At 48.8% G+C, this 16,392-nt stretch carries 13 protein-coding genes, 2 tRNA genes, 2 rRNA genes and 1 riboswitch; of the genes, 14 read left to right on the top strand and 3 right to left on the bottom strand.

The window, feature by feature from the left end:
* Positions 1 to 98: 98 nt before the first annotated feature.
* The 14 genes from TSUB_RS00170 (at position 99) to thiH (ending at position 13,732) form a co-directional block, all read left to right on the top strand.
* A 23S ribosomal RNA gene (locus TSUB_RS00170) occupies positions 99 to 2,982 on the top strand.
* A gap of 89 nt (positions 2,983 to 3,071) precedes the next feature.
* Positions 3,072 to 3,187: ribosomal RNA gene (rrf, locus tag TSUB_RS00175) — 5S ribosomal RNA — on the top strand.
* Positions 3,188 to 3,243: 56 nt separating this feature from the next.
* Positions 3,244 to 3,320 (top strand) — tRNA-Asp (locus TSUB_RS00180).
* A 36-nt stretch (positions 3,321 to 3,356) separates the two neighbouring features.
* Positions 3,357 to 3,433 (top strand) — tRNA-Trp (locus TSUB_RS00185).
* Positions 3,434 to 3,738: 305 nt separating this feature from the next.
* Positions 3,739 to 4,774 (top strand): IS630 family transposase gene (locus TSUB_RS00190; protein ID WP_221274584.1). Its coding sequence is split into 2 segments (ribosomal slippage): positions 3,739 to 4,197 and positions 4,199 to 4,774, totalling 1,035 coding nucleotides; the frame shifts between segments, so codons are not numbered across the junction.
* A gap of 506 nt (positions 4,775 to 5,280) precedes the next feature.
* Positions 5,281 to 6,594 carry an ATP-binding protein gene (locus tag TSUB_RS00195; RefSeq protein ID WP_202819765.1) on the top strand — a complete coding sequence of 438 codons (1,314 nt, stop codon included), beginning with the start codon at positions 5,281 to 5,283 and terminating at the stop codon, positions 6,592 to 6,594.
* Positions 6,584 to 7,009, top strand: coding sequence for a hypothetical protein (locus TSUB_RS00200; RefSeq protein ID WP_087023202.1), 426 nt, complete (start codon positions 6,584 to 6,586; stop codon positions 7,007 to 7,009). Before TSUB_RS00195 ends, TSUB_RS00200 begins: the two co-directional genes overlap by 11 nt.
* A complete protein-coding gene (locus TSUB_RS00205; protein ID WP_087023204.1) occupies positions 7,010 to 7,930 on the top strand; it encodes a tetratricopeptide repeat protein in 921 nt (306 codons plus the stop codon).
* 178 nt (positions 7,931 to 8,108) lie between these two features.
* A riboswitch (TPP riboswitch) is annotated at positions 8,109 to 8,207 on the top strand.
* Positions 8,208 to 8,293: 86 nt separating this feature from the next.
* Positions 8,294 to 10,201 carry a phosphomethylpyrimidine synthase ThiC gene (gene thiC / locus TSUB_RS00210; protein WP_087023206.1) on the top strand — a complete coding sequence of 636 codons (1,908 nt, stop codon included), beginning with the start codon at positions 8,294 to 8,296 and terminating at the stop codon, positions 10,199 to 10,201.
* Positions 10,198 to 10,824 carry a thiamine phosphate synthase gene (gene thiE / locus TSUB_RS00215; RefSeq protein ID WP_087023208.1) on the top strand — a complete coding sequence of 209 codons (627 nt, stop codon included), beginning with the start codon at positions 10,198 to 10,200 and terminating at the stop codon, positions 10,822 to 10,824. Before thiC ends, thiE begins: the two co-directional genes overlap by 4 nt.
* A 14-nt stretch (positions 10,825 to 10,838) precedes the next feature.
* The gene (locus TSUB_RS00220) at positions 10,839 to 11,594 is read left to right on the top strand and encodes a HesA/MoeB/ThiF family protein (RefSeq protein WP_087023210.1); all 756 of its coding nucleotides are present in this window, start codon (positions 10,839 to 10,841) and stop codon (positions 11,592 to 11,594) included.
* 41 nt (positions 11,595 to 11,635) lie between these two features.
* Positions 11,636 to 11,845, top strand: a complete 210-nt coding sequence (thiS, locus tag TSUB_RS00225) for a sulfur carrier protein ThiS (protein ID WP_087023212.1) — start codon at positions 11,636 to 11,638, stop codon at positions 11,843 to 11,845.
* A gap of 2 nt (positions 11,846 to 11,847) precedes the next feature.
* Positions 11,848 to 12,609: a thiazole synthase gene (locus TSUB_RS00230; protein WP_087023214.1), complete on the top strand. Its 762-nt coding sequence runs from the start codon at positions 11,848 to 11,850 to the stop codon at positions 12,607 to 12,609.
* Between the two features lie 4 nt (positions 12,610 to 12,613).
* The gene (gene thiH, locus TSUB_RS00235) at positions 12,614 to 13,732 is read left to right on the top strand and encodes a 2-iminoacetate synthase ThiH (protein ID WP_087023216.1); all 1,119 of its coding nucleotides are present in this window, start codon (positions 12,614 to 12,616) and stop codon (positions 13,730 to 13,732) included.
* A gap of 52 nt (positions 13,733 to 13,784) precedes the next feature.
* On the opposite strand, the gene TSUB_RS00240 is transcribed toward thiH, so the two are convergent.
* From TSUB_RS00240 to rarD, 3 genes are all read right to left on the bottom strand, one after another.
* Positions 13,785 to 14,420: a LysE family translocator gene (locus TSUB_RS00240; protein ID WP_087023218.1), complete on the bottom strand. Its 636-nt coding sequence runs from the start codon at positions 14,418 to 14,420 to the stop codon at positions 13,785 to 13,787.
* A 112-nt stretch (positions 14,421 to 14,532) separates the two neighbouring features.
* Positions 14,533 to 15,324, bottom strand: a complete 792-nt coding sequence (locus TSUB_RS00245) for an AraC family transcriptional regulator (RefSeq protein ID WP_087023220.1) — start codon at positions 15,322 to 15,324, stop codon at positions 14,533 to 14,535.
* Between the two features lie 21 nt (positions 15,325 to 15,345).
* Complete coding sequence (rarD, locus tag TSUB_RS00250; protein ID WP_087023222.1) at positions 15,346 to 16,248, bottom strand: EamA family transporter RarD; 903 nt, start codon at positions 16,246 to 16,248, stop codon at positions 15,346 to 15,348.
* Positions 16,249 to 16,392: the final 144 nt, after the last annotated feature.

The raw sequence follows: 16,392 nt of genomic DNA on the forward strand, positions 1-16,392 counted from the left end.
GTATTGAGTCCGGCGAAAACATGTAAACCTTGGTTGCTGTCATACGCCTATGTGTCTTCACTTTTCTAAAGTGAAATAAAGACGCCTTGGGGTTGTATGGTTAAGTGACTAAGCGTACACGGTGGATGCCTTGGCAGTCAGAGGCGATGAAGGACGTGCTAACCTGCGATAAGCCATGAGAAGACGGTAAGAGTCACTATACTCATGGATTTCCGAATGGGAAACCCGGCCGCATAAGCGGTCATCATAACGTGAATACATAGCGTTATGAGGCGAACTCGGGGAACTGAAACATCTAAGTACCCGAAGGAAAAGACATCAACAGAGATTCCGAAAGTAGCGGCGAGCGAAATCGGAGTAGCCCTTAAGCTGGTTTGGGATTAGGTGAAGGCTCTGGAAAGTGCCGCGATACAGGGTGATAGCCCCGTAACCGACAATCCCTTATCAGTGAAATCGAGTAGGACGGCGCACGTGAAACGTTGTCTGAATAGGGGGGGACCATCCTCCAAGGCTAAATACTCCTGACTGACCGATAGTGAACCAGTACCGTGAGGGAAAGGCGAAAAGAACCCCTGTGAGGGGAGTGAAATAGAACCTGAAACCGTGTACGTACAAGCAGTGGGAGCCCTTCGGGGTGACTGCGTACCTTTTGTATAATGGGTCAGCGACTTACATTCTGTAGCAAGGTTAACCGAATAGGGGAGCCGTAGGGAAACCGAGTCTTAACTGGGCGTACAGTTGCAGGGTGTAGACCCGAAACCAGGTGATCTAGCCATGGGCAGGTTGAAGGTGAGGTAACACTTACTGGAGGACCGAACCGACTAATGTTGAAAAATTAGCGGATGACTTGTGGCTGGGGGTGAAAGGCCAATCAAACCTGGAGATAGCTGGTTCTCCCCGAAAGCTATTTAGGTAGCGCCTCGGACGAATACTACTGGGGGTAGAGCACTGTTAAGGCTAGGGGGTCATCCCGACTTACCAACCCTTTGCAAACTCCGAATACCAGTAAGTACTATCCGGGAGACACACGGCGGGTGCTAACGTCCGTCGTGGAGAGGGAAACAACCCAGACCGCCAGCTAAGGTCCCAAATTACTACTAAGTGGGAAACGATGTGGGAAGGCTCAGACAGCCAGGATGTTGGCTTAGAAGCAGCCATCATTTAAAGAAAGCGTAATAGCTCACTGGTCGAGTCGGCCTGCGCGGAAGATGTAACGGGGCTAAGTAGTAAACCGAAGCTGCGGCAATACGCTTATGTGTATTGGGTAGGGGAGCGTTCTGTAAGCTGTTGAAGGTGTGCTGTAAGGCATGCTGGAGGTATCAGAAGTGCGAATGCTGACATGAGTAACGATAAAGGGGGTGAAAAACCCCCTCGCCGGAAGACCAAGGGTTCCTGTCCAACGTTAATCGGGGCAGGGTAAGTCGACCCCTAAGGCGAGGCTGAAGAGCGTAGTCGATGGGAAACGGGTTAATATTCCCGTACTTCTTACAATTGCGATGGAGGGACGGAGAAGGCTAGGTGGGCCTGGCGACGGTTGTCCAGGTTCAAGTATGTAGGTTGGGTGTTTAGGCAAATCCGGACACCTAAGACTGAGATACGACGTCGAGCTGCTACGGCAGTGAAGTCATTGATGCCATGCTTCCGGGAAAAGCTTCTAAGCTTCAGATTGTAAGGAATCGTACCCCAAACCGACACAGGTGGTCGGGTAGAGAATACCAAGGCGCTTGAGAGAACTCGGGTGAAGGAACTAGGCAAAATGGTACCGTAACTTCGGGAGAAGGTACGCTCCTGTCGGTGAAGTCCCTCGCGGATGGAGCTAACGGGAGTCGCAGATACCAGGTGGCTGCAACTGTTTATTAAAAACACAGCACTGTGCAAAATCGAAAGATGACGTATACGGTGTGACGCCTGCCCGGTGCCGGAAGGTTAATTGATGGGGTTAGACTTCGGTCGAAGCTCTTGATCGAAGCCCCGGTAAACGGCGGCCGTAACTATAACGGTCCTAAGGTAGCGAAATTCCTTGTCGGGTAAGTTCCGACCTGCACGAATGGCGTAATGATGGCCACGCTGTCTCCACCCGAGACTCAGTGAAATTGAAATCGCAGTGAAGATGCTGTGTACCCGCGGCTAGACGGAAAGACCCCGTGAACCTTTACTACAGCTTGGCACTGAACATTGAGCCTACATGTGTAGGATAGGTGGGAGACTTTGAAGCGTTGTCGCCAGATAGCGTGGAGTCATCCTTGAAATACCACCCTTGTATGTTTGATGTTCTAACTTGGCCCCATTATCTGGGGTGAGGACAGTGCCTGGTGGGTAGTTTGACTGGGGCGGTCTCCTCCCAAAGCGTAACGGAGGAGCACGAAGGTGGGCTAATCACGGTCGGACATCGTGAGGTTAGTGCAATGGCATAAGCCCGCTTGACTGCGAGACTGACAAGTCGAGCAGGTGCGAAAGCAGGTCATAGTGATCCGGTGGTTCTGAATGGAAGGGCCATCGCTCAACGGATAAAAGGTACTCCGGGGATAACAGGCTGATACCGCCCAAGAGTTCATATCGACGGCGGTGTTTGGCACCTCGATGTCGGCTCATCACATCCTGGGGCTGAAGTCGGTCCCAAGGGTATGGCTGTTCGCCATTTAAAGTGGTACGCGAGCTGGGTTTAGAACGTCGTGAGACAGTTCGGTCCCTATCTGCCGTGGGCGTTGGAGAATTGAAAGGGGCTGCTCCTAGTACGAGAGGACCGGAGTGGACGAACCTCTGGTGTTCGGGTTGTGTCGCCAGACGCATTGCCCGGTAGCTAAGTTCGGAATCGATAACCGCTGAAAGCATCTAAGCGGGAAGCGAGCCTTGAGATGAGTTCTCCCTGGCAGTTTAACTGTCCTAAAGGGTTGTCGTAGACTACGACGTTGATAGGCAGGGTGTGTAAGCGTTGTGAGGCGTTGAGCTAACCTGTACTAATTGCCCGTGAGGCTTAACCATACAACACCCAAGGTGTTTTATCGGACTTAATCGCACTTGAGTGTGTTGAGAACAAAACGAATCAGCTTTCTTAGTTTGAAAAAATTTTGCTTGGCGACCATAGCATTGTGGACCCACCTGATTCCATGCCGAACTCAGTAGTGAAACGCAATAGCGCCGATGGTAGTGTGGGGTCTCCCCATGTGAGAGTAGGACATCGCCAGGCTTTGAACATTGCTTGTTTGAAGCAGAAAGTGTAAGACTTCAATCAAAGCACCGTGTGGAGCGGTAGTTCAGTTGGTTAGAATACCGGCCTGTCACGCCGGGGGTCGCGGGTTCGAGTCCCGTCCGCTCCGCCACTTTATTCGAGCGTCGTCTCGTTAAACACGAACAACAGGGGTGTAGCTCCAATTGGCAGAGCAGCGGATTCCAAATCCGCGTGTTGGGAGTTCGAATCTCTCCACCCCTGCCACCTTCAAGGCTCTAGCAGAAATGCTGGAGCCTTTTTCGTATGTGCCAAATTTAAGCTTGTGTTTCTGCGTTATAGGCTCAGACTAGGCGTCCCCGTCTAAAGACTGGAGCTTTTTTGCACCTGTTGCTTCTACGAAGCAATGTTGGGAGCTGGGGCGCCAGCCCGGTCCACCCCTGCCACCTTCAAGGCTCTAGCAGAAATGCTGGAGCCTTTTTCGTGTGTGCCAAATTTAAGTTTGTGTTATACCATTCTAAGTAAAAATATGATCTAATTGAGGCTGTTACTTCTTCATGAAAAAAGACGCTATGGACAGCCTCGATACCATTGATTTCAAAAAGCTTGCTAGCCAACAAAAATCTATTCAGATGAAGATGCGATTGCTCGCATTGGCACACTTTAAAGATGGTCACTCTCGAACCCAAATTGCTAAGTTCCTTAAGGTAAGCAGAACGAGTGTGAATAAGTGGGTACAAACATTCCTTGAAGAAGGGCTTGATGGGCTGCAAGAGAAACCAAGAACGGGTCGCCCAGCATTCCTCAATACTCAGCAACGTGAACAGCTAAGCCTGTTTATAAAGGCACGTGCCGAAGATTCATCTGGGGGGAGGTTAACAGGTACTGATATTCATGCTTATATCGTGAAAGAGTTTGGTAAACACTACCACCCAGACTCTATCTACTATTTGCTTAGTCACATGGGCTTCTCTTGGATAACATCACGCTCCAAGCACCCTCGTCAATCCCAGCAAATCCAAGACGATTTTAAAAAAATTCAAAATTGAAACGATCCTTAAGATCCCCGGTCACATGGGGCTTGATAACGTCGATGTCTGGTTTCAAGATGAAGCAAGATTTGGTCAGCAAAACACGACAACTCGACTTTGGGCTAAACGGGGATCAAGACCAAGAGCAGTTAAACAGCAGCAGTTTGAATATGCGTATTTGTTTGGCTCAGTATGTCCCGCTAGAGGTATTGGCGAGGCGCTGGTCGTTCCTTGGGTTAACAAGGACATTATGGTTGAGCACCTTAAGCAGATCTCCGCGGTGACCGAAAAAGGTCGTCACGCAGTGATCATTATGGATGGTGCTGGCTGGCATACAAATGACATTGCAGAACAGTTCAGTAATGTCAGTATCATCAAGCTCCCGCCATATTCACCAGAGCTAAATCCTATAGAACAAGTGTGGAGTTGGCTCAGACAACACTATCTTGCCAATCAGAGTTTTACCGACTACGAAGATATTGTGTCGAAAGTATGCACTGCATGGAATCGATTCTTGAAGCGTGCAGATAGAGTGACCAAAATGTGCACCAGAGACTGGATTAAACTGACCAGTTAATTTTCCAGATTGGTATTACTGCGTAATAGCCTCAGACTAGGCGTCCCCGTATAAAGCCTGAGGCTTTTTGTTTTTGTCATTTCTGTAAAACAACCTTCGTCATTGATATTCCACTTGCTTGGTAGCAAGCTTTGTTGAATCTCCTTAGTCTTGGTCGACGCCTTTAGATTACTCTAAGCCTCAGGTTATCCCCCATCATAAAGGTTGGCACATTGGCTACCACGTCCTCGCTTCGACATACAGACGATAGAGCGCTCTTTTGTTGTTGAGTACTTTATATGGCAGTGATCTTGTCATGATGCTGGCATCGGTTCGGGCTAATGCGTCAATGTTGCGCTAATTGAATGATCACCTGTGTATAACCTCGGCTTATCTCACATAATTGTACCGCTTAGAATAGGATTCTTATTGTTAACGGTATGATATGGAACGGTAATTTTAAAGTTGATCTGAGAATTACTTTTTAATGTGTGGTGCCATTTGAAATATCAGGAGGATAGTCGAGTTTGGACAAGAAGACGTTAGAAGGATTGAAGGTTGCTTTCCAAGCCGCGCCATCAGCAGAGTTAGCACATATTATTGTCATGCATTCTCTTGGAGAGGCGGCAGAGAATATCATGCGCTTTCTTCCTTACTTGACTAAACCGCTTGAAGATGAAGACGCGATTGCATTGGCAGATTTCTTGATAGACAACCAACAAGCCGAGGTCGCTAAAACGCTATTAGATCTAAGTTACCCAGCTCAGAAATTGAAATATGTAGAGTTGCTTGTCGCGTGTGACGATTTAGTTGATGCGAAGCCGTTGTATTTAGAAGTCATTAACCATGAACCTGAATTGCAGAGTCAGAGGTTGAATCAGATACTTGATATTGTCCCAGTATCCGATGAGCCTAAAGTGAAATTGAAGGTGATTGAAAAGCCTGAGGCATTTGAGCTTACTCATCTTAGTGAATACCGACAGAAGACAACGAAGTTCGATGATGTCGTTGGGCTTTCGCATATTAAAAAGCAGATCCACAAAAAAATCATTCTACCGTTTCAGAAGCCAAGCCTTTTTCAACGTTTTAAGAAACGCTCGGGTGGCGGAGTGTTACTGTATGGTCCGCCTGGGTGTGGAAAGACCTTACTCGCAAGGGCTGCGGCGGGCGAATGTAATGCAGAGTTTTATAACATTAATATTTCGGACGTATTGGATATGTATATCGGAGAGTCCGAGCAGAAACTGCATGCTATCTTCGAGAAAGCCCGTCACAACACGCCATGCGTGCTCTTTTTTGATGAACTAGAAGCCCTAGCAGGAAAGAGAGAGCAGGGTAGAGGTCATGGAAATAACGTAGTGAGTCAGTTTTTGACTGAGCTGGATGGCTTTGCGCAAAATAACGAAGGTGTGTTAGTGCTTGCCTCTACCAATGTCCCTTGGTCAATTGACTCGGCATTTTTACGACCAGGTCGTTTCGAACGTATGTTTTTTGTCGCGCCACCAGATGCGCCAGCTCGTCGAGATATCCTAGAGTACTACCTTAAGGAACGACCCGTTGAAGCAGGGATCGATACGGCGTTATTGGCGAAAAAAACCGTTGGTTTTTCTGGCGCGGATCTTTCTAATTTAGTGGATACTGCCGCAGATGAAGCAATAGATGAAACCCTGCTGACTGAATCGGAAGTAGATATCTCTTTCTCGCACTTGCGAGAAGCGCTAGCACAACTGAGGCCGACCACATTGGAATGGTTAACAACGGCTCGAAATTACGCGCGTTATGCCAATGATGGCGGTCGATATGATGACGTACTGGAGTTTTTGAACAGACATGGAAAGTAAAACACCGCGCTACCATATTATTGATGAACCAAAGGCAACCAAGTGGGACTTTTTGGTAATGAACCCCATGGTGATTATTTTTGCGACCATGATAGTCCCCATCATTTGGGCGCCGCCCTTTGCTGGACGATATTGGGTGCCCTTAGTATGGATATGTGTTAATGGTTACATCATGGGGAGTGCCACATTTAAACGTGAGGTGGTGACTTGCTTGGTTGGTTGTTTGGCGTTATTGGCAGTCTTTATTGGCTTTGCACAAATTCCGCACGAAGTGATAGAGAATACGACAATTGGTTGGTTTAACTACTTGCGGTTGGCACTTAACACCATACTTTTCCTTACGCTGCTTCTTGCCGCTTTTTCGCAGATGAAATCATTTAGTCTGTTTCAGTACATCGGGGAAGGGAGAGAGTAAATGCTCGAACAAAAATTAGAGCAGGCGCAATACTATTATCGAACTGAGCAACATGAAAAAGCCATAGAGTCGTTGAAGGAATTACTGGCTTCTTGGCCAGATAGCGCTATTGCACATGGCCTTTTGGCTTCCTGTTTGTTGTCTGAACGCCGACTATATGCAGCGGAACATGAACTCAACATTGCATTAAGTATCGAACCTAATTTGGTTTTGCTCAAACTGATATTAGCTAGAACACTGATTTTTAAGAAACAACTTCAGCAGGCGCTTCAAGCTTGCGACGAAGCCCTGTCGGTTGAGCCGGACTGTGTAGAGGCGTTGCTGTTACAAAGCCAGATATATATGTTGTTGGACAAGAGAGCGCCGGCGAAAGATGTCTTAGTTGAAGCGCTGCGCCATGAACCAGATTCAGCACAAGTACTTGCTAGCCTTGGCGATTACCACTTAACTGTTGGCGAGGTTGAACTGGCGATTGAATTTGCATTGCAAGCGCTAAAATTAGAGCCTGAAAATGCCTCTGCAAACGTTTTGATGGGAAGCGCGCAGCTTGCAGCTGGAAATGTCGATGATGCTGCTTATCACGCAAAGTTTGCAATCCTCCAGAATCCTCACTCTGAAATTGCGTTACAACTGCTCGCAGATATAAAAGCACGCCAAAGTTGGCTCTTGGGGTTGTGGTGGCAATTTAACAATAAAGTGACTGCGCTAAGTGACGTGGGCTCCGCGCTCGTGCTCATCGGCGGCTATCTCCTGTTCAATTTATTGTCACAATTATTAACCGATTTTGGTTATCAGAGCCTGTCCACTGCGACTGCTTTTGTCTGGCTAGGTATCGTTGTCTATAGCTGGGTCTGTATACCACTCTATTATCGACAGCTCAGAAAAGAGCTATCGACATTCCAGTTCAAACCGGACTTTTAAGAATGCGAACCAGCCTGTTTGTTTACTTAGGCAGACAGGCCTCGTATCTAGCCAATCTTGCGTGCTAATTAAGATCGTTTCTCATCATTGCACGCTCTTTTCAGCACATTGTTAAAAAACGTCACATTATCTTGTCTCTGGCTTGCTGGATGGAGGTTGAGTAACTTATACTCGCTCCGTGAACTTGTCGGAGTGCCATTTGGCTGAGACCGTAATAACGGGATCCGTTGAACCTGATCAGGCTAATACCTGCGAAGGGAACAAGAGCAAGAATGCTGTATATCTCGCAGTAGATCTATCTTTTGCTCATCTAGCACCTTTCCGGCAAGCATTTTCCCTTACAAGGACAAAAAGGAAATTGCTATGTCGAGCCGTAAACAAGCCCGTTTGGATGCAAAACAATTTATTGACTCCCTAACGGTGCAACCTTATCCAAATTCTCAGAAAGTCTATGTCACTGGTAGCCGTGAAGATATTCGTGTTCCTATGCGCGAGATCTCTGTCAGCGATAGCCTCGTTGGCGGTACGAAAGAGAACCCACAGTTTGAACCTAATGAGCCAGTGCGTGTGTATGACACCTCGGGCTATTACACAGACCCTGAACAGAACATTGATATTTACTCCGGCCTAAACTTCGTTCGTGAGAACTGGATTGAAGAGCGCAATGACACTGAGCTTCTTGATGAACAGAGCTCTGCCTATAGTCGTGAACGTATGGCGGATGACACCTTGGATGATTTGCGTTTTAACCTGCGTGCTCGTATTCGTCGTGCGAAGCCGGGTCAATGTGTCACTCAGTTGCACTATGCGCGTAAAGGCATCATTACCCCAGAGATGGAGTACATCGCCATTCGTGAGAACATGGGTCGTGCAAAGTATCGTGATGAAGTGTTAAACCAGCAGCATCCCGGTGTCAGCTTTGGCGCAAACTTGCCGAAAGAAATTACGCCAGAATTTGTGCGTAAAGAAGTGGCAGAAGGTCGAGCGATCATTCCTGCCAATATCAACCACCCTGAATCAGAGCCGATGATTATTGGTCGAAACTTCCTTGTGAAGGTCAACTCTAACATTGGTAACTCAGCGGTAAGCTCATCGATAGAAGAAGAAGTTGAAAAGCTGGTATGGTCAACCCGCTGGGGTGGCGACACCGTGATGGATCTGTCGACGGGGCGTAATATCCATGAAACACGTGAGTGGATTCTACGTAATAGCCCAGTACCAATCGGTACCGTTCCAATGTATCAAGCGCTAGAAAAAGTGAATGGTGTTGCTGAGAACCTGACTTGGGAAGTGTTCCGAGATACGTTACTAGAGCAAGCGGAGCAAGGTGTCGATTACTTTACCATTCACGCCGGTGTACTTTTACGCTACGTACCAATGACCGCGAAGCGTGTAACTGGCATCGTTTCTCGTGGTGGCTCCATTATGGCGAAATGGTGTTTAGCGCACCATAAAGAGAGTTTCCTCTATGTGCACTTCCGCGAGATTTGTGAAATCTGTGCGCAATATGATATTTCACTGTCGCTTGGTGATGGTCTACGTCCGGGCTCGGTTGCTGATGCCAATGATGAAGCGCAATTCAGTGAATTACGCACCCTTGGTGAGCTGACCAAGATTGCATGGGAATACGATGTTCAGGTCATGATTGAAGGTCCAGGACACGTACCAATGCATATGATCAAAGAGAACATGGATGAGCAACTTAAGCATTGCCACGAAGCACCATTCTATACGCTTGGTCCTCTGACGACAGACATTGCGCCGGGTTACGATCACATTACCTCAGGTATTGGTGCAGCCATGATTGGTTGGTATGGCTGTGCAATGCTATGTTATGTCACGCCAAAAGAACACTTAGGCTTGCCTAACAAAGAAGACGTTAAGACGGGGCTTATTACCTACAAGCTCTGCGCGCATGCTGCTGACCTTGCTAAAGGTCACCCGGGTGCACAAGTGCGTGATAATGCCTTGTCAAAAGCGCGTTTTGAGTTCCGTTGGGAAGATCAGTTTAACCTGGGTCTTGACCCGGAAACGGCGCGCGCTTATCACGATGAAACCCTGCCACAGGAATCTGGCAAGGTCGCGCACTTCTGCTCAATGTGTGGTCCGAAGTTCTGTTCAATGAAGATTTCGCAAGAGGTGCGAGACTTCGCTGCCAGTGGCCAGACAATTGAGATTGTTGAAGAAGATCCAATGCAGGGAATGCGAGAAAAAGCTGAAGAGTTCCGAGATAGAGGCAGTGAGCTCTATCACCAAGTGGAGAAAGTATGATTTCATTCCCAACTATCGAGGGCGGCATGGGGCCGCTCTACCCAGTTGTTGACCATGTTGATTGGATCGCCAAGCTGTTGCCGCTTGGGGTGAAGACAGTTCAGTTGCGGATCAAAGATCCGCAACAGGCAGATTTAGAAGCGCAGATTATCGAAGCAATCCGCCTCGGACGTGAATACGGTGCGCAAGTCTACATCAATGATTATTGGCAACTTGCATTGAAGCATCAGGCGTATGGTATCCACCTGGGTCAAGAAGATTTAGATAGTGCTGATTTGGAAACGCTGCGTGCCTCGGGTATGCGTTTAGGTGTTTCAACCCGCACTGCTGATGAGTTAGATCGTGGCCTGAGTATTATTCCTAGCTACCTCGCGATTGGCCATATCTTTCCGACGCCTACCAAAGAGATGCCGACGCCACCTCAAGGGGTTGCGCAATTGGCTGAACACGTAAAAACCGTTGCAAACCGTTATCCGACAGTGGCTATTGGTGGTATCGACCTGAGTAATGTCGAGCATGTATGGGCGACGGGTGTCAGCAGTATTGCGGTAGTGAGAGCGATTACGCATGCCGATGACTTAGCAAGTGTTGTTGCTGCATTCGATCAAAAACTGACGCGATAACAGGAGTCGCCATCATGCTCACTGATCAGGCATTTATGCGCTATAACCGGCAAATTCGGTTACCTGAAGTTGATGAACAAGGCCAACTTGCTTTAGAGAAAAGCCGGGTTCTGATCATTGGTGCCGGCGGATTAGGCTCGCCTGCAGCACTCTATCTTGCGGGTGCCGGTGTTGGCAACATTGTGATTGCCGATGGCGACACGATAGATGCATCTAACTTACAACGCCAAGTGATCTACCGTGATGCCGATCAGGGTAAGAGCAAGGCGGCAACTGCGGCGAAAGCGATGCTGGCATTGAACCCGCTCATCAAAGTACGCGCTGTTGACGCTGCTTTAAATGAACAGCGGCTAAGCATTGAAATCAGCATGGCGGATGTGATCTTGGATTGCAGTGATAACTTCGCGACACGTCATGCTGTGAATCGGGCGTGTTTTTTGCACCGGAAAGTCTTGATTTCAGGGGCTGCGATTCGTTGGCAGGGGCAGCTAATGCCTTTTGATTTTCGACAGCAACAGGGCCCTTGTTATCATTGCCTCGTTCCAGAGGGTGGAGCAGAAGAGCCTCAGAACTGCAGTACATCCGGGATCGCTGGGCCTGTTGTCGGTATTATGGGCACAATGCAAGCGTTAGAAGCGGTCAAGGTGATTACGCAAGCTGGTGAGCCTGCGTTTGGAATGCTCAAACAGTTTGATGGCTTAAGCCTTGATTGGCAAAGCTTTCGTTTACCCGTTAACCCACAGTGTACTGTCTGTGGCAACGCAACTTAGATATTCGTTCCTCAATGTTCCGTGAGTAGTAAGGACAACGTATGACCCAGTGTGTGGTGCACGTTAATGATAAGCCGCTAACGATTGCGGCTAATGCCAGTGTCGAAGCGCTGGTTGCTCAACTCGAGCTGCCTCAAGGTGCCGCTGCGGTTGCGGTAAACCAAGAGATTATCGCCCGTGAAAAATGGCCTGAAACCATTTTGAACGAGGGTGACCAAATTGCACTCTTTCAAGCTATCGCAGGGGGTTAAGCATGCTAACGATTGCCAATAAAACGTTTCAATCTCGCCTTTTTACTGGTACGGGTAAGTATGCAAACCGTCATGCTATGGCAGACTCAATCATCGCATCTGGCTCCGAGCTGGTGACAATGGCGCTGAAGCGCGTTGATATCGATGCTCGCGATGATGACATTCTCTCTCCGCTGCGTGAAGCCGGTGTGAATTTACTGCCCAACACGTCGGGCGCCAAGAATGCCAAAGAAGCGATCTTTGCTGCTCAATTAGCGCGTGAGGCGCTGGGGACGAACTGGCTCAAGCTAGAGATTCACCCTGATCCTAAGTATTTAATGCCTGACCCGATCGAGACGCTGGCGGCGGCGGAGTCCTTAGTGAAGGAAGGCTTCATTGTCTTACCCTACTGTCATGCTGACCCTGTGCTGTGTAAGCGTTTAGAGGAAGTGGGCTGTGCGGCAGTGATGCCATTAGGCGCGCCAATTGGTTCTAACAAAGGACTAGCGAGCCGCGACTTTTTAGAGATTATCATTGACCAAGCGAATGTCCCTGTGATCGTGGATGCTGGTATTGGTGCGCCTTCACATGCTGCGGAAGCGATGGAAATGGGCGCTGATGCGGTATTAGTGAACACGGCGATTGCCGCGGCCGCTGACCCTATCGCGATGGGGAAAGCGTTTAAGCTGGCTGTTGAAAGTGGCCGCATGGCCTTTGAGGCTGGATTGGCAGGTACAGTGAACCACGCAATCGCATCAAGCCCATTGACGGCATTTTTGGACTAAACCCATGACTTTTTCAGAGCACTTTGAACGCATGGACTGGGACGACATTCGAATGTCGATCTACAGTAAAACGGCGCAAGATGTCGAGAAAGCGTTGCGTAAGCCGAAGCGTGATCTTGAAGACTTTAAGGCGTTGATCTCCCCTGCGGCCGAGCCCTACCTTGAGCAGATGGCGCAGCTGTCAGCAGCGTTAACCCGTAAGCGTTTTGGTAATACGATTGGCTTCTACGTCCCTTTGTATCTTTCGAACCTATGTGCCAATGCCTGTACTTACTGCGGTTTTTCAATGGAAAACCGCATTAAGCGCCGCACGCTGGATCTTGAGGAAGTAGAGCGGGAGTGTGAAGCGATAAAACGCCTCAACTTTGACAATATCCTACTCGTTACCGGAGAGCATGAACGCAAAGTGGGGATGGGGTACTTTCGTGAAGCCGTGCCTGCGATCAAATCCCATTTCAGTTACTTAGCTATGGAAGTACAGCCGCTGGATCAAGATGAGTATGCAGAGCTGAAAACACTGGGGCTGGATGCCGTGATGGTGTATCAGGAGACGTATAATCCGCGGACGTATGGCGAACATCATTTACGAGGCAATAAAACAGACTTCCATTACCGTTTGCAGACGCCGGATCGCCTCGCGCGGGCGGGTATCGATAAAATCGGTATTGGCGCTTTGATCGGTCTTGATGAATGGCGGACCGACTGTTTTTATGTCGCTGCGCACCTTGATTACTTGGAACGCACCTACTGGAAAACGCGCTACTCTATTTCGTTTCCACGGCTCCGCCCCTGCGAGGGTGGGGTAGAAGTGAAATCCGTGATGGATGATCGCCAACTGGTGCAGCTCTTGTGTGCTTATCGTTTGCTGAATCCAGAAGTGGAGTTATCGCTGTCAACGCGAGAATCGCCGAGCTTCCGCGATAACGTTTTGCCTCTCGGTGTAACGACCATGTCGGCTGGTTCAAAAACTCAACCCGGCGGATATGCCGATGACGAACCCGAATTGGAGCAGTTTGCGATCAGTGATGAGCGCAGCGCGGCGCAAGTCGCCCAAGCTGTGCAACAACGTGGTTTCCAAGTGGTTTGGAAAGATTGGCATCATGCCTACTCAGGTAGCGCCTAATCGGAATGGAAAGAAGAAAATGGCCACCGCGTGTGGCCATTTTTGTTTGGGATTAACTCAAGGTTTGCCAGATTAACCCGCCACCTACCGCCGTGAAAAGCGCCCCGCATGCGCCATCAATGTAAGGTACTAACTTCGCTAATAGATGCTGCATCTTTTTCCCGGTCAGCACCCATGCTAAGAAGGCGAACCAGCTAAATGATAGCGCCCACAGCACCGTAATCGCGGTGATTTTTCCGCCGTTGGAGAGATCAGCAGGCACCAAGGTCGACACGAGACTGACAAAAAACACCAGCGCTTTTGGATTGAGAATGTTCGTGGTAAACCCTTTCGTAAACGCCTGCTTTTTGCTCTGTAACAGCTGTTCTTTATCGCCATCAGGGAGTTGAGTGCGCGGTTGACGTAGGCTCATTAACGCGCCAAAGCCGAGCCAGATGAGATAACTACCGCCTGCCAACTGCAGGAGGTTAAAGAGCATTGGCTGATTTGAAACCAGCAGACTGATCCCCGTTAAGCTGAATGTCGAGTGCAGTAAAATACCGATAGAGAGGCCAAAGGCGATCATAATGCCCGTACTACGGCCATAGCGACTGGCATTCTGCACGACCAGCGCAAAGTCGGGACCTGGGCTCATCAGTGCGACAAAATGCACAGTAAAAAGGGTGAACAATGAAGCGATTTCAGTCATAGCGATCTCCTTGTGATGCTATGAGTGTGCCGCAGTGAGATAGCGTTGACTTGTAAAAAAGTGACCCCAGTCACTTAAAAGGGTATGAACGCACGCGCGCTTAGCGGTTGGGTTAGCGCTGCAATTGGCCAGGGGTGATACCAAAAGTTTGCTTAAAGGCTTTCACGAAATGTGCTTGGTCATAAAAACCGACAAGATGGGCCACATCTGTGCTGCGCTCCCCTCGCCGAATTAATTGCATCGCACGCTCCAAACGCAGTCGAGCCAAGTAGGCGTAGGGGGTCATCTGGGTCGATTTTTTAAACTGACGCAAGAGTTGCGTGTGGCTGAGCTGGCAAAGATCGGCAAGCTCATCAAGGGTGATTTTTTCACTTAAATGCGCATCCATAAACTCGCGGATCTGCCCCAGAGAGCGGCTACCTAGCTGATGATGTGTGGGAGATTTTCGCGTGGCGTAGCGGTCGAATAGACTCGAAAACGCATGCCAACTTAAACAATCTTTACCTAAGTTTGAGAAGTTGGCATCGTGCAACACACCATGTAAGTAGCCGAGTTCAGCAAAGAGCGGTTTGTCGTCGATGTTGTGGGCAAGGAACGACAGCGAACGAGTATCAATCCCTGCTTGGTCATGTAACCAATCGGGCTCAATGTCGAAGATTTTAACTTGGTAGCCATCATGGTTCGCCGCTTGACCATCATGGATTTCATCTGGAGGCAATAAGACAACGTGCCCTGGGCCAGCAATATGGCGTGCGCCACGATAAAAGTAGTGTTGGTGCCCGCTGGTGATTAAACCAATGTGGTAATCCAAGTGGTAGTGGCGCTTAAATGCAAACTCAGAGAACTGGGCATCAATGAGGTTGATTGCACTGACATCAGTGACTTGGTGGGTAACCTTATCCATCCTCAGCTCTCCGTTATGAATTTAAGCAGCACGTAATTTACGTTGGCGTCGGGTATGTTTTACCGCGTCAAAGGTAAACAGTGCAAGTGCTAACCAAATAAAACCGAATGTGGAGACATTTTCAGGCTCCAAACGTTCGTCGTAAAGGGTGACTGCGAGAATGAACATCAAACTTGGGCCGATGTATTGGAAAAAGCCCAAGGTGGAAAGGTTGAGTTTAGTTGCCGCCCCAGTAAAGCAGAGCAGAGGAAGGGTCGTGACCACACCTGCTGCCATTAACAGTAGATTGAGTGAGAGTGGGTTCGCGAGCAGGTTGGCGGTACTAGAGGTTGCCATCATCAGATAGCCGAGTGCCAGTGGTAACATGACCGCGGTTTCAATAAATAATCCCTCATGGGCACCGACGCTGACTTTCTTACGCAGCAAACCATAGCATCCAAAGCTACTTGCCAGCACCAGAGATATCCACGGCAGAGAGCCGAAGGTTGCGACCTGAATGGCAACGCCGATAAACGATAAACCCACCGCCGCCCACTGCAACGCGCGCAGTCTTTCATTCAAAAAGACCATACCTAAAATGACATTCAAGATAGGATTAATGAAATAGCCGAGGCTTGCTTCGAGCATATAGTTGTTCGCAACCGACCAGATAAACAATAGCCAGTTTCCACCGACGAGCAGCGCGGACGCGACGAGAAACTTCATCTGGGCAGGATTGCGCAGTATCTGCATGACTTGAGGCCAGGCCTTCATTACAGTCAGTAATAGACCGAGTAAGACAAAAGACCATATCACGCGATGACTCAGGATCTCTGCCGCATCGACATGGGCAATCGCTTTAAAGTAAATAGGGGCAATACCCCACATGGTGTAGGCGGAAATGGCCAGTACTACACCACGACGAGTCTGTTGTTGTTGGTTCATTACAGCTGATCTCTAACGGTATCGCTGCAAAAAAGAAGAGAAAAAAACGGATTGCAGCGGATTGAGCAGTATATACCCAATTATTGCAAAGCGGCAGTAGTGAGAAGCATTTACTGGTATCTAGATTCAAGCCATCTCGACACG

Source organism: Thaumasiovibrio subtropicus (assembly GCF_019703835.1).
GTDB classification, from domain to species: domain Bacteria; phylum Pseudomonadota; class Gammaproteobacteria; order Enterobacterales; family Vibrionaceae; genus Thaumasiovibrio; species Thaumasiovibrio subtropicus.